General features: G+C 38.7%; 11 protein-coding genes and 1 tRNA gene. 3 read left to right on the top strand and 9 right to left on the bottom strand.

Going from position 1 to position 14464, the window contains the following annotated elements:
• Positions 1-14 precede the first annotated feature (14 nt).
• Complete coding sequence (locus AC58DT_RS08410) at positions 15-1505, bottom strand: T9SS type A sorting domain-containing protein (RefSeq protein ID WP_497216422.1); 1491 nt, start codon at positions 1503-1505, stop codon at positions 15-17.
• A gap of 183 nt (positions 1506-1688) precedes the next feature.
• On the opposite strand from AC58DT_RS08410, the gene recJ reads away from it, so the two are divergent.
• Positions 1689-3377, top strand: coding sequence for a single-stranded-DNA-specific exonuclease RecJ (gene recJ / locus AC58DT_RS08405; RefSeq protein WP_497216421.1), 1689 nt, complete (start codon positions 1689-1691; stop codon positions 3375-3377).
• Between the two features lie 107 nt (positions 3378-3484).
• On the opposite strand, the gene AC58DT_RS08400 is transcribed toward recJ, so the two are convergent.
• Both AC58DT_RS08400 and AC58DT_RS08395 read right to left on the bottom strand, forming a co-directional pair.
• Positions 3485-4243, bottom strand: coding sequence for a UDP-2,3-diacylglucosamine diphosphatase (locus AC58DT_RS08400; RefSeq protein ID WP_497216420.1), 759 nt, complete (start codon positions 4241-4243; stop codon positions 3485-3487).
• 26 nt (positions 4244-4269) lie between these two features.
• Entirely contained in the window at positions 4270-4719 is a 450-nt protein-coding gene (locus AC58DT_RS08395; protein WP_497216419.1) for a 6-pyruvoyl trahydropterin synthase family protein, read from the bottom strand.
• Positions 4720-4909: 190 nt separating this feature from the next.
• Between AC58DT_RS08395 and AC58DT_RS08390 the strand changes: the two genes are divergently transcribed.
• Complete coding sequence (locus AC58DT_RS08390) at positions 4910-5545, top strand: 2OG-Fe(II) oxygenase (protein WP_497216418.1); 636 nt, start codon at positions 4910-4912, stop codon at positions 5543-5545.
• Positions 5546-5665: 120 nt separating this feature from the next.
• Here AC58DT_RS08390 and AC58DT_RS08385 read toward each other — a convergent pair whose 3' ends face one another.
• A complete protein-coding gene (locus tag AC58DT_RS08385; protein WP_497216417.1) occupies positions 5666-7000 on the bottom strand; it encodes an MATE family efflux transporter in 1335 nt (444 codons plus the stop codon).
• Positions 7001-7147: 147 nt separating this feature from the next.
• On the opposite strand from AC58DT_RS08385, the gene AC58DT_RS08380 reads away from it, so the two are divergent.
• Positions 7148-7942 carry a universal stress protein gene (locus AC58DT_RS08380; protein WP_497216416.1) on the top strand — a complete coding sequence of 265 codons (795 nt, stop codon included), beginning with the start codon at positions 7148-7150 and terminating at the stop codon, positions 7940-7942.
• Between the two features lie 35 nt (positions 7943-7977).
• On the opposite strand, the gene AC58DT_RS08375 is transcribed toward AC58DT_RS08380, so the two are convergent.
• The 5 genes from AC58DT_RS08375 to kbl all read right to left on the bottom strand — a co-directional run bounded on the left by AC58DT_RS08375 (position 7978) and on the right by kbl (position 14445).
• Positions 7978-8051: transfer RNA gene (locus AC58DT_RS08375), tRNA-Ala, on the bottom strand.
• Positions 8052-8098: 47 nt separating this feature from the next.
• The gene (locus AC58DT_RS08370) at positions 8099-8938 is read right to left on the bottom strand and encodes an alpha/beta hydrolase family protein (protein WP_497216415.1); all 840 of its coding nucleotides are present in this window, start codon (positions 8936-8938) and stop codon (positions 8099-8101) included.
• Positions 8935-11664 carry a PD-(D/E)XK nuclease family protein gene (locus tag AC58DT_RS08365; RefSeq protein WP_497216414.1) on the bottom strand — a complete coding sequence of 910 codons (2730 nt, stop codon included), beginning with the start codon at positions 11662-11664 and terminating at the stop codon, positions 8935-8937. Before AC58DT_RS08365 ends, AC58DT_RS08370 begins: the two co-directional genes overlap by 4 nt.
• A gap of 73 nt (positions 11665-11737) precedes the next feature.
• Positions 11738-13123, bottom strand: a complete 1386-nt coding sequence (locus tag AC58DT_RS08360) for an OmpA family protein (RefSeq protein ID WP_497216413.1) — start codon at positions 13121-13123, stop codon at positions 11738-11740.
• Positions 13124-13248: 125 nt separating this feature from the next.
• Positions 13249-14445 (bottom strand): glycine C-acetyltransferase, encoded by a 1197-nt coding sequence (kbl, locus tag AC58DT_RS08355; protein ID WP_497216412.1) that lies wholly within the window; start codon positions 14443-14445, stop codon positions 13249-13251.
• Positions 14446-14464: the final 19 nt, after the last annotated feature.

The following is a 14464-nucleotide window of genomic DNA, read 5'->3' as shown; positions in this document are numbered from 1 at the left end:
AATTATACGGTAACTCAATTCTTCAGCAATCTGAACACCCCATCAGCGGTTTTCAAAAAATAAACCCCAGCTTGGGCCACAGAAAAATCTATTTGGGTTTGGGTATCATTCAATTCGCCTTTAGCAATAATTTTTCCTGTAATATCTGTTATTTGGAAAGTTGTGTTTTCAGAAAACAAATCGCGTTCAATAGTGAAAACTCCATTTGAGGGGTTTGGGTAAATTGTAGTTCTTTTGTTTTGGAATTCTGGACTGGACAAAGGATCATTAACACGGCGCTCTATAATAATATCTTCTTGTCCATTGTACCACGCTGTGCTGGCCAGACATACTATTTTACCGTCTTGTTGGATTAACATACTCGAAACAAAATACTCAGAAGAATTAATTGTAAAATTAAAACCAGTATCTAAATGTCCGCCAAGGTGATACCTGTTAATAAAAAAAGGTCCTCCACCCTCAAAAAAATCAGTAAGCTCCCCAAAAACTAACAATCTTTGGTTCTCTTGAACTTCAATGCCGCTTATTATAAAATTATTCCTGTTCGGATTTATATACCCATTATTGCCAAAAGATGCATCAAAGCTTCCGTCAGGAAGATATCTGAAAATTAAATTATTCATTATATCAAACTGCCAATCCAAAAAAGAACTGTGAACTGCGATTTTACCATCATTGTACAGAGCAATATTGCTTGAAGTAAAATCAGGATCATTTACAATGGTTACTATTCCATTATTACCAAAAGCAGTGTCCAACACGCCATTGGGCAAGTAGCGCAATAATACTTGAGAAGACACGCCATTGTCTTGACTGTTTGCAAGCACCACAATTGTATCGTCTTGAGCCAAAGCTACTTTTAAAGCGGAATTCGATTCATTCCCAACATCTGTTATAACAATGCCGTTATTTCCAAAGGAGGTATCTAACATTCCATTGGACGTATACTTTTTTAAAGCAACTTTTGATATTCCGCTATCAAAAATTCTACCCACTGCTATAAATGAATCATCATCCAGTAATGTTACATCTCCTTTATAGATGTTCTCCGGAAATACTATTATTTCGCCATTATTGCCAAAACTCGTATCAATTGAACCATCGGGTAAAAAACGGTTTACTACATATTGATAATTAGAGTTTAGATTAACTGGACCCCCGGCAATAATCTTCCCGTCATTTTGACTTAATACAATATCATAATATTCATCCTCATAACCTGAAGCACCAAAAATTGCCACGCCAGCATTTCCAAAGGAAGTGTCTAAAGTGCCATTAACATTATATCTCGCAATGGAAGGAAAGGCCTGTCCCTGTATAGTAAATCTACCAGCTACTAAAAGTTTTTCATCTGCTTGCTGCGCTATTGCTATTGCATAGTCTGAATCGCCATCAATATCTGTTTGTACAGTCCCGTTATTGCCAAACGAAGTATCCAAACTTCCATCCTGTGCAAAAGATACAATCGAGACTATTCCCACCAAAAAAAGTAAAAGTGTTTTCATATTACTATTTATTTAAGGTTAACGGGGAGAATTGTTCTTACAAGATAGTGAATTATCAAATACAAAAAGCCCTTAAACTGTTGTCATAATTTTGTAATTTTACACCTCTCCCCCTTATTTAATAATCACAACCAATCCAAATTTTGGAATTTGGAATTTTAGAACTTGGAATTTCTACAGAATATGCGCTGGACCCTAAAACCCAAACCCGATCCCGAAAAAGTGAAATCACTTTCAAAGGCATTAAAAGTGGAACCGATAATTGCGTCGCTTTTGGTGCAGCGTGGGGTTGAAACTTTTGAGGAAGCCGAAAAATTCTTTCGCCCAAGTCTGGACAATCTTCACGATCCGTTTTTAATGAAGGATATGGACAAAGCCGTTTCCCGAATTGAAAAAGCAATCGAAAACGAAGAAAATATTTTAATCTACGGCGATTACGATGTGGACGGAACCACCAGCGTCGCCCTGCTTTCTTCCTATTTAAAAAGTTATTATCCAAATGTTTCTACATACATTCCAGACAGGTATGATGAAGGCTACGGCGTTTCATATAAAGGAATTGATTATGCCGAGGACAATGGTTTTTCGCTAATTATTGCCTTGGATTGCGGTATAAAAGCCATTGAAAAAGTGACCTACGCTTCCGAAAAAAATATCGATTTCATTATCTGCGATCACCACCGACCAGGGAAGGAAATCCCAAAAGCCATTGCGGTACTCGACCCAAAACGGGAAGATTGCGAATATCCGTACAAAGAACTCTGCGGTTGCGGCGTTGGGTTTAAATTGATTCAAGGGTTGGCAACAATAAGAGACCAGCAAATTGACGATTTGTTGCTCTATTTAGATTTGGTCGCCACCGCAATTGCTGCCGATATTGTTCCAATCACTGGCGAAAATAGAATTCTTGCACATTATGGATTGAAGGTTATAAACAGCAATCCGCGAACGGGAATTCAGGCAATTTTAAAACAAGTAAAAAAAGAAACGCTCACCATTACTGATGTAGTTTTCATTATCGCGCCGCGCATCAACGCTGCTGGAAGGATGAAACACGGTAACCACGCCGTTACTTTGCTTACGGAAACGGATTTTGAAAATGCAGAAAAGTACGCCGCTGAAATTGAAACCTTCAATACCGATCGTAGAGAAGCCGACAAACAAATAACCGAAGAAGCGCTTCAACAAATAATTCAAAATAAAGAGGAAGCACGTAAAACTACCGTGGTTTATAAGGAAAACTGGCACAAAGGCGTGATCGGCATCGTGGCTTCCCGATTGACCGAAACCTATTATCGTCCAACTTTGGTGTTTACAAAAAGTGGTGAAAAATTGGCTGCCTCTGCCCGTTCCGTAAAAGGTTTTGATGTTTATAATGCTTTGGAAAGCTGTGCGGAACACATTGAACAGTTTGGTGGGCACAAGTATGCAGCGGGATTGACTTTGTTTGAAAAAGATTTTGAAAATTTCAAAAATGAATTTGAACGGGTGGTTTCCGAAACCATCGATCCGCATTTGCTAACGCCAGAAATAAAGATTGATGCTGAAATAAATTTGGAAGACATTACCCCAAAATTCTTCAGAATATTAAAGCAATTTGCACCCTTTGGCCCGGGAAATATGACACCCACATTTATGACACAGAATCTGAAAGACACCGGCTGGGGAAAATGTGTGGGTGAGGACAAAACGCACCTGCGCATTGTGGTTAAACAGGGAGATTCTAATCAATTTACGGGAATTGGTTTCAATATGGCTGAAAAAAGTGATATCGCCTGCAACGGAAAGCCATTTAAAGCTACTTATTGCATTGATGAAAATGTATGGCAGGGGAATGTGAGTTTGCAATTGCGGTTAAAGGATATTAAATAAATTTCATAGTAGGTCAGGACGGCTGAAAACTTTAGGATCACCCGCAAATAAGCCATAGATAAGTCATAAATAGAGTATGAATAGAGTATGGATGCCTTATAAAAACCTTAAGGACGGTATGTCTTTAACTCCAATTTGTCTCCATCAAAAACGCCATAGGTATAATGGTTTATCCAATCGCCAAGATTGTAGTAGGTTGAATTTTCACCAACCTTAATTTCCATCGGCAAATGGCGATGCCCAAAAACGAAGTAATCAAAATGTTTGCTCTCAAGTTTTCTTTTGGAATATTGCGCCAACCATTCCTTTTCCTCACCCAAAAATTCTTTGTCCTCATCGCCCGAAATCAATTTGTTTTTTACCGAAAGGTGTTGCGCTAAACGTACGCCAATATCGGGATGCAACCAACGGAAAAGCCATTTTGAAAACGGATTGATAAAAACCTTTTTCATCCGTTTGTAGCCTTTGTCGCCCGGGCCTTTTCCATCGCCGTGACCTATGAAGAAATGTTTTTCATTAAAAACAAACTCTTTTGGGTCGTGATAAACTGGAATGTTCAGTTCCTTTTCAAAATAATCGTGCATCCACAAATCGTGGTTGCCCACAAAAAAGTGGATTTGGATGCCACTGTCACGAAGTTCGGCCAGTTTTCCCAAAACCCGAACAAAGCCTTTTGGCACCACAGTCTTATATTCAAACCAAAAATCGAAGAGATCACCGAGCAGAAAAATAACCTCGGCATCATGCTTAATGCTGTCCAGCCATTTCACAAAAATCTTTTCGCGCGGAAGGCTTTCGGCCTGTGTGGGTGCGCCAAGATGGTTGTCGCTGGAGAAGTATATTTTCTTGCCTTTTGGGATTTGCATATTCAAAGATAGGAAAGTGATTCGGTTTAATTATCCCCAGCAAACCATTCTGCATAGCTGCTGTCGGTTTCCTGTAATCTTAACGAGTGAAGCTGAATGTTTTTAGGCAAACGGTTCTTTATTTTTTCAGAAAAATCGATTACCATCATTTCGCTGGTGGGCTGGTAGTCTACCAACAGCACACTGTGCCCGCGATCGCTGAGTTCCTTCGCCAATTCAACGTGTGGCGTATTTTTGTTGAAAACCGTTGCGTGGTCAAAAACGTCCACAATCTCTTCTTTCACTATTTTTTTGAGGTCGCTAAAGTCTATCACCATTCCAAATTTTACGTTATTGGTATCTTTTATGGGCGTGCCGATAACGGTTACGGAAAGCTTGTAACTGTGGCCATGCACGTTTCTGCATTTGCCGTCGTAGCCGTAAAGTGCGTGCCCAGTTTCAAAAGAAAAAATCTTGGTGATGCGTATCTGTTCCATTGCATAAAGTTGGGCAACAAAGATACAATTTTATTCGCCCCAACTTTTAAAGCCTATTTTTGAAAAAAACTAAGCTTGGTTTTAATCAAAACATAGCCATGTTTTACACGAAATATGGCTATGTTTTGCACGGGATAAAAAAATAACCCAATTCTATACTATATTTGCCCACTTTTTAAAGAATCCAAAAATGACCGAAGAACTTTTTGAGCAACTGGAATTTGTTGAAAATCCACTGTTTGAAACTATTATTAAAAACTTGCTACAGCAGCAGTACAGTATTGTGAACAATTTTTTCACTTCGGAAGAAGTGGAGGTGCTACGCCATTCTTTGCTTGCAAAATACGAAGCGGACCGCTTTAAAAAATCTGCCATAGGTAACCGCACCAATGAGGAAATAGACAAAACCGTTCGTGGCGATTTTATTCTTTGGATGGATGAAGCAAATGCCAATGCTGCCGAACAGGTTTTCTTCAAAAAAATAAACGAATTGGTCAATTACTTAAATAAGACTTGCTTTTTGGGAATTCTTCACAAAGAGTTTCACTATGCAGTATATCCAACGGGCACTTTTTACAAGCGGCATTTGGATACTTTTCAGAATGACGACCGAAGGAAACTTTCCATAGTCTGCTATCTGAACGAAGACAATTGGCTGCGCGAAAATGGCGGTGAGCTTACCATTTATACCGAAAAAGAGGAGCTGGATATTTTACCACTTCCCGGGCGGGTGGTAATATTTGAAAGCCAAGTTTTGGAACACGAAGTAAAAGTGGTGAAAGCTTCGGAACGTATGAGCATTACCGGTTGGCTTAAAACGCGTTGATTACTTCTTTTTAATTTTATTGTAGGCAACCACTACAATTACCAAAATAGCCAATATTAAAAACAGGCCGGGGCCGCCAAGAAATTTAAGAATATCCATATTTCGTATTTCGTAAATGTATTAATTTTCAATGAGCGGAATATATTTTCTTCGGAATTTAATCATTAGCGCCACCGCACGGTATGCTATCCATACAATTAAGGCCATCCAAATTCCTATTAAGCCCCAATCCATATATTTTGAAAAATAGAGCACGGGAATAAAACCGAAAATAGTTGCACCCAATAGTACGTTCCGCAGGTATCGCATTTCGCCCAAACCTTTAAAAATGGAATCTAACGTGAAGGCCATCGCATTAAATGGCAAACAAATTAGTACCATAAAAAACATTCCGTAAAAGATGGAAAGCACTTTTTCGTCTTTGTTGAAAAGAAGCCCCAAAGGTTCATAAAGTACCAATCCGCACAGTACAAGAGCCGCAGCAACGACAAGATTGTACAGATTCACTTTCTTTGTAAGTTTCCAAAGCGAACCGTAGTTGCGTTCGCCCAAAAGTTTGCCGCCAAGAATATTCCCTGCGGCGCCGTAGCCATCAATGAAAAAAGCGGTAAAAATCCAAACATTAAAGGCAATGGTATGGGCAGCAATATATTCCTTCCCAAGAGCAGCGGCTTCGCGAGTGGCGAGGATTAACGCGGTATTCAACGCTAGAGAGCGCAGAAAGAGATTAAAGCTCATTACCACGAGCCGTCTTATTTCGGGATGTAGCGGAAATTTCAGTCTTAAGGAAATTTCGGTTTTCTTTAAAAGAAGAAGTAAGGAGAGACCAGCCATTACAATCTGTGCAATAAGACTTGCCCAGGCTGCACCTTTTATTCCTAAAGGTAGTATTAAGCCTTCAATTCCATAAACCAAAGCAAAATCCAACCCTATGTTTAAAGAAGCTCCTAGGGTAGCGATGACCATAGGCCAGAAAGTGTTTTGCAAGCCCCGGAAAAGTCCAAAAACCGCAAAAGTGAATAGTGTAAGCGGAAAGCCCCAAACGCGAATATTGTAATAATCAATGCTGAAAGCTAACACCATCCCATCGGCATTGAGAATTTTGAAAATTTCTTCCACAAAAAAATATGTAGAAAACAAAACAATGATGCTTAGTGCAATGTTGAAATATATAGCCTGTGCTGGAAAATTATGGAGGTCCTTCAATTTACCAGCTCCCAAATTTTGCGAAACAATAGCCGAAATGGCACTGCGGGTTTGTGCCAAGATCCAAATTAAAGCTGAAAGAAACGTTCCAACAATCCCTACTGCAGCAAGCGATTCAATTCCAAATTCCTTAATATTTCCCACCACAGCAGCATCTGTGGCCGAAAGAACGGGCTCTGCAATTCCTGAAATTATTGCGGGAATGGCAAGTTGTTGGATTCGTTTAAAAGAAATATCGGTCTGTCGCATGCGGAATGGTAAAACTACGGAAAATGCAAAAAGTTAATAAGCCTGTTTCTGCCTAAATGTTTAAATTTGGTTGAAATGTTAAAGAGTTATGGATCGAACGAGTTTTAAAGTTAATTTTGTTTTCAAACTAAGAAGAAGTTTCTGCTTATGAAAAATATATTAGTGCCCGTTGGGTCTTCAGCAAATGCAATCAGCAATTTACAATACGCCATAGATTTGGCCCAATCAATAAACGCCAATGTATACGTTGTTTCTGTATTTCAGGAACTGTCCAAGGTAGGTGGTCTTTCAAAGGTAAACACTATTTTAAAGGAAGAATCGGAAAACCGTTTAGATGAAGTGCTTTCGCAAGTAGAGCGTAAAGGAGTGCAAGTGATTGCGCACCCAATCAAAGGCGAAGTTTTGGAAGGAATTGCGCGCATTAGCAAGCAAGTGCCAATAGATTTAATGGTTCTGGCGCCACGTAGTAATTCTATAAAGGAAGAGGTCTATCTCGGGAAAACCTCTGGAAAGCTTTTAAAACAGACCAACATTCCTATTTTGGTAGTTCCAGAAGGAGCAAAGTTCCAACCGCCAAAAACTATGTTGATGGCTTTTAAAAATGGAAGTTTTGAGCGTGATGAACTTTTGGAAGCGGTAAAACAGTTCAAACAAAATTTTGGAACCGAAGTTAACGTACTTCACGTAGAAACTCCCGAAACTACGGAAGAAATGAAAAGCGTAACTGACAATTTAAAGTTGTTGCAAACTTCATATAGCCAAGTGGAAGCCGCTACCACTTTTCAGGCTGTAATAGAATATTTTCAGCAATTCAATCCAGATATGCTTTGTGTAGTTAGAAGAAAGCGCGGTTTTTTCAAAAAACTTTGGGAAAAGAATGAAATACATAAAAGAGAATTTCATACCAGCAAACCTCTTTTGGTCTTGCCTGTTCAGGAATAAAACAAAAAACCACCGTTTTCACGGTGGTTTTTTTGTGGAGAATACCGGAGTCGAACCGGTGACCTCTTGCCTGCCAGGCAAGCGCTCTAGCCAGCTGAGCTAATCCCCCAATTGCTGATTAGGATGCCAAAAATAGTAAATTTTTTAATACAAGCTCTATTTTAGAAACTCAATTGTCTTTTCAACAACGTTTTTTAAATCGGTTGGTAAATTGCTTTCTTCAAAAGGATGTTTTGCTCCAAAAACATGGTCTGCCCCGTCTATTATTTTCAATTCACTTTCTGGATTCCACGAACGGATGGCTCTTGCCTCCTTTTCGGAAACTGTTGGGTCTTCGCTTCCGTGAACAATGAGCTGTCCGACTTTCATATTTTTCACTGCACGTTTGATGGAAAAACGCTCTTCATTTTTTTTAAAATCTTTATAGAACTGAAAGTTGTGGGGCAGCATTTGCTTTGTCCGATTGTTTTCAACGTGTGTTACGCCTGTTTCTTTCCAAGTTTCAAACGCTGCAGTGTTTTCTTGGAATCTTGCTTTAAAATCGCTTACACTGGCCCACGTAACTACTTTATGAATACGGGTATCTTCTTCGGCCTTTATCAAAACAATTCCGCCACCGCGGCTGTGGCCAATTAAGGAAATGGTTGAAATTTTCTTTGGAAAATTATCGTTTCCTTTTTCAATTTCGTTTAAAACCCTATCTAAATCGTCAAGTTCAAAACTGAAATTGTTTTCCGCAAATGCTTCCAAATCTGGGAAATCGATAGGATTTTCCATCGTACCGCCATTATGCGAGAAATTAAATTTTACGAAGCAAAAGCCAGATTCTGCAAACGCTTCGGCCACCAAATGCCACGCTCCCCAATCCTTAAAGCCTTTATAGCCGTGACAGAAAATAACCACGGGCTGGGGGTTTCCCGTTTCATTATAATAAACATCGTAAAGAATCGGTTTTTTGTTTTCTGAGGAAAGTATTCTGTTTTTATTTATAATCATTTAGCTATTTCTTTTTCAATGAAGGGAATATTTGGATCGCAAATTTCCAAAATAATCTTCTTTAATTCAACCGTAAATGTTTCCAAAACATTACCGTTTATCAACTGGTCTCTTTTACTGTAAGCAGAGGTTTTAGTTCCAAATTTTAGAAATCCACTTCCTAAGTTTTTAAAGGAAATTATTCCCGCTTCAGCATTGTTGATAGGAATTTCCTTATTCATCATCAACGCATACGCCAATACTTGAAATGCTTTGCTGAATTTGTAATCTTGATTCAAATCTTCCCAGTCAATTATTTCCACATCACTTTGATTTACCAATCCGGTTTTATAATCAATTATTCTAAGTTGCCCGTTGTATTCATCCACCCGATCCACTTTTCCGTGGAGTTTTATTGGGAAATGCAGCTCAGGGATCGGAACATCCAAGGTAAGGTCTGTTTCAATCTTGATAATTTTTATGGTGTTTCCGGCTTGAACATCGTTAATTTCCCTATCTATAAAATTTGAAATGTAGCGCTTCGCCACTTCAAAAATAATAAGGTTTTTTCCTTTGGAAAATGTTCCACCTTTAAAGGTTTTTCTGAATTGGGAGGTCACTTCCCCGTGAATCCGTTCTTTCATATTCTGCAAATCCTGAACTGTGAGCACGCAATTTTCAAAGGGCTGATAAAATTTTTCCAAAGTATCGTGAACAATCGTTCCCAACGTATTTGCTGCTACAGTTTCCTCAACTTCCTCCAACTCATTCAACTTTAAAATTTTCTGAAAATAAAATTCCAACGGATTGCGGATATAGCTGGTCAAGGCAGAGGGCGAAAACCCTTTTTCTGCAATGTCACGTAAACGCTGCATTACTGCATCGGTCTTCTCTATCTGCTTTAAAGCCTTTTTTTCAATTTGAACTTTTGGAGCGAGCACTTTCTTTTCAATAGTATGGTTTGGATGTTTTTCAATTTCCAGTTGCCGAATAAAGCGGCTCTTTTCACCTGTATTTATCCCTTCGGAATGGTTGTTATAGAGCAGTGTCACATTTTTTGCCCGGTGCAACAGTCTATAAAAGTGATAGGTGTAAATTGCATCCTTTTCGGTAAAAAGTGGCAAGCTGAATTGTTGTTTTAAATCATAGGTAATAAAAGATGCATTCGACTTTCCGGAAGGGAAAATACCTTCGTTTACTGAGGTTATAATCACGTTTTCAAAATCGAGTACCCGCGTTTCCAAAACCCCCATTATCTGCAACCCATTATACGCGTCGCCCTCAAAATCCAAAGATGTTGTAGCTGTAAGTTCTGAAAAAAGTGTGTTTACGCTTTTGATGGATTTTAAATGTGGGTATTTTTGGTTAAGGGCCTCGATTTCACTAAAAACAGTGTGTAGTTGTTGCAAGACCACACTTTCTATGGTTGTGGATGTGTGTTTTTTCCGAAGTTCATCAATAATTCTTAGAGACGATTTTATGGCTGTATGGCTGTCGTCTTTCCAGTTCTTAAAAAGAAGTTCGAGCATATCATTTTCCGAAGGATCTGAAAGCTCCATCAAATCTAAAAAGGATATATGCGTAATGTTTTCCTTCGTTACATTTTGAACAATAGTATCAAACTCAGTAACTAAGTTTTTTCCCACAGGATGATTTAAAAGTGATAAAACATCTTTGTAATAAAACATTTCCGAATCACGGGTGTGAATAGCAAAAAGCTTTTCAAAAAAAACAACCGCTGGAAATTGTTTTAAAGGCACTCCCATGGTAAGGTTGAGGTTTTTCACATTTTCTGGCAACGAATAGAGCAACGGGACCAGTAGATTTTCATCGCCTAGCACCACGGCCGTTTTATTTATTTCATCATCAGAAAGTGTTGAAAGCAGTTCGCCAACATATTTTGCTTGACCAATGTTTTTTTGGACCTCTATAAATTGAAAATTTTTTGGTTTTTCATAATTTTGAGCGATAAACTTTGGCGTTTTCTGCTGAAAATATTTCCATTCTTTTATATATTTTCTTATGAAATGAGAAGCGCTGTGTTTTGAATCTTCATAAAATGTGCGATCAGCATCCCAATAAACCATTGTGGTTTCGGTTTCCAACAATTCTTGTATAATATGTTGCTCGGCCGTGTTTAAAGCATTAAAACCGATGAAGACGTGTGTCTTATTTTTGTTGGCAGTAATATAATGTTCAATATTTGCCGAGGCCTCACGGTAAACCATTCCTTGATACCCAATTTGCTCTTTTAGTAGAAGCGATTGAATATTTTCATAAAAGACTGGAAGGCTTTCCCAAAATTGCAAATAGTTGTTTATCAATTCTGTCTTTTCTTCCTTTACGCCCCATCTTTCAAGAGTTTTTATACTGGCCAGATAACTGAAAAATCGTGTCGGTTCAACGAGGTATCGATCTATTTCATTAAAATCATTTAAAAGTGTGGTTGCCCAGGTTGAATAGGTTTCAAAATCTTCCTTTTCCGTTATTGAATCAGTTTTTAGATATGCTTCATAGCTTTTAAAGAGAAGTTCAGTATTGTTTATGATTTTTAAGTTGGAAAGCTCTTCAATAAATTCTTCAATACTGCAAATTGGGGGAGCAAAAAAAGTAGCAGCAGAATTCTTTTTCAATTCGTTCAAAAGAAAGCCACCAGCCCGCTTGCTTGGCAATATAAAAGTAATATCCGAAATATCGGGAAGGCTATTCTTAACATCGGTTAAGGCGTCTTGAAGAAATGTTACCATAGCCTAAAAATAAGAAACGCCTCCGAAAATCGGAGGCGTTTCAAAATTATTTATTAAAACTTATCTGTTGAAATTATTTCTTTAAAGAAATCTCAACACGACGGTTTTGTTGTCTACCAGCTGCGGTATTGTTAGTTGCAATTGGTCTTTCTTCACCGTAACCTTCAGAAGTTAATCTGTTACCGTCCATACCAATAGTAGTTAAGTAATCCTTAACAGAAGAAGCTCTTTCCTTAGACAGCTTCATATTGTATGAATCACTACCACGACTGTCAGTGTGACCTTCTACGTGGAAAGTAGTGTTAGGATATTCTTTCATAATATCAGCAATGCTCTGAAGTGCAGCATAAGACTCTTTTCTTATAGAAGACTTATCATAGTCAAACAAGATAGTTTTAGAGTACTCGTTCAATTGCTTGATAACCTCTACAGAAACTTCTGGACAACCTTTGTTTGCTACAGTACCAGCAACATCTGGACACTGATCGTCTTTGTCAAGAACACCATCGCCATCTCTGTCTTGGTAAGGGCAACCATTGTTAGCCTTTGGACCAGCCTCATTTGGACAAGCATCATCTTTATCAGCGATACCATCACCATCAGCATCAGGACAACCGTTAAGAGCAGCTAGACCAGCTACAGTAGGACACTCATCCTGTGGATCAGCAATACCGTCACCGTCAGTATCAGGACATCCGTTGAATTCAGCTAAACCAGGAGTGTTTGGACAAGCATCATTTCTATCTTCAATGCCGTCACCGTCAGTATCAGGACATCCATTAAATTCAGGAAGACCTGGAGTTTCTGGACACTCATCATCTTTATCATAGATTCCGTCACCGTCTGTATCTTTTCCGCCAAACTGGAATACAATACCAGCAGAATGTTGGAAGTGAGTGATTCCATAAGAATCCTCAAATGCATGCTTATAAGTAGATTGAAGGTTAAGAGCTAAGTAATCGTTGAACCAAAACTTAACACCAGCAAGCGCGTTAGCAGTACCAAAGCCGATATTATCAACCCAAGTATAACCACCACCTATACCAATAGATGGGTCAAACCATCCACCGCCTAGTGCATTTTTGAAGCTGTACTTAACCTCTCCATCTGCACTGTAGTAGCTAAGGTCATCAGCAGGAAGATCGCCTAATTTGTCGATTCTGTTAATAGAACCTGCTGCAGTGAATACAAAACCACTACCAATGTATCTGCTAATAGCTAGCCTAGAAACTGATGGAAGAATGTTCCAGTGGTCATTTGCATTAAAATACTCGTCAAAGATATCCCCTCTAGCAGCAGCTGGGATACGTACTTGATCCTCATTGAGTCCGGCTGAATAAACGTCAACAGCGTTTACACCAACCTCAACAGCCCAAGGATTGTTTTCGTCTTGCGCGTTCGCCACCCCGATTCCCATAAATAGGATAGCAGCAACTAATAATCTGTTAAGATGTTTCATATTCGATTGTTTAATTTTTAAGTGTTAATTAAGAGCAAAAGTAAGTTGTTAAATTTTATAAACAAAAGCAAATCTAATAAAATTTTCCTAAAGTCGTTGCTATTGATACGTAAATAAAGGATTTACTAGTCAATAACCCCCAATTTTTTTCCAATCTTAATAAAGGCATTTATGGCTTTGTCCAAATGCGCTTTACTGTGGGCTGCTGAAAGCTGTACACGGATTCGTGCCTTGCCTTTTGGCACAACGGGGAAAAAGAATCCTATAACATATATTCCCTCTTCCAAAAGCATATCTGCCATTTGCTGAGATAGTTTGGCATCATACAACATTACTGGTACTATGGCAGAATCACCATCAATAATATCAAATCCTGCTTCTTTCATTCCTTTTTTGAAATAAGCCGTATTTTCTGCCAGCTTATCTCTTAGGGAAGTATTACTTGAAAGCATATCAAACACCTTAATAGATGCTCCAACAATTGCAGGTGCCAATGAGTTTGAAAACAAATAAGGACGGGAACGCTGGCGAAGCATTTCAATAATCTCTTTTTTCCCTGTTGTATAACCGCCCATGGCACCACCCAAGGCCTTTCCAAGTGTTCCGGTAATTATATCTATTCGCCCCATCACGCCTTTCTCTTCCAAAGTTCCTCTACCGGTATTTCCTATAAAGCCAGTAGCGTGGCATTCATCTATCATAACCATGGCATCATATTTATCAGCCAGATCACAAATTTTATCAAGCGGGGCTACCAAACCGTCCATAGAAAATACACCGTCCGTAACTATAATTTTAAACCTAGCTCCTTTTTCATTGGCGGCAACAAGCTGTTTTTCCAAATCTTCCATATTGCTGTTTTCGTAGCGATAACGAGCCGCTTTGCAAAGACGCACCCCATCTATTATGGAGGCATGGTTGAGCGAATCTGAAATAATCGCATCTTCAGCGCCTAATAGAGGCTCAAAAACACCGCCGTTAGCATCAAAACAGGCTGCATAAAGTATGGTATCCTCTGTGCCATAAAAATCGGCTATTTTCTGCTCCAGTTCTTTATGGATATCCTGTGTTCCGCAAATAAAACGAACAGACGACATTCCAAAACCGTGAGTATCCATCGCATCTTTTGCTGCTTGGACCACCTCTTTATTTGAAGAAAGGCCTAAATAATTATTCGCACAAAAATTGATAACCTTCTCACCAGTAGAAATAGTGATTTCAGCATCTTGTGGTGAAGTAATGATTCTTTCCTTTTTATAAAGTCCGTTTTCCTTTATTTCTTCAAGTTCTTTCTGTAGATGTTCCTTTATTTTTCCGTACATAATTAAGCTTTGTTTAAAG

The sequence above is a fragment of the Aequorivita sp. CRS11 genome (genome assembly GCF_059693805.1).
This window is presented reverse-complemented; position numbering and strand designations above follow the sequence as displayed.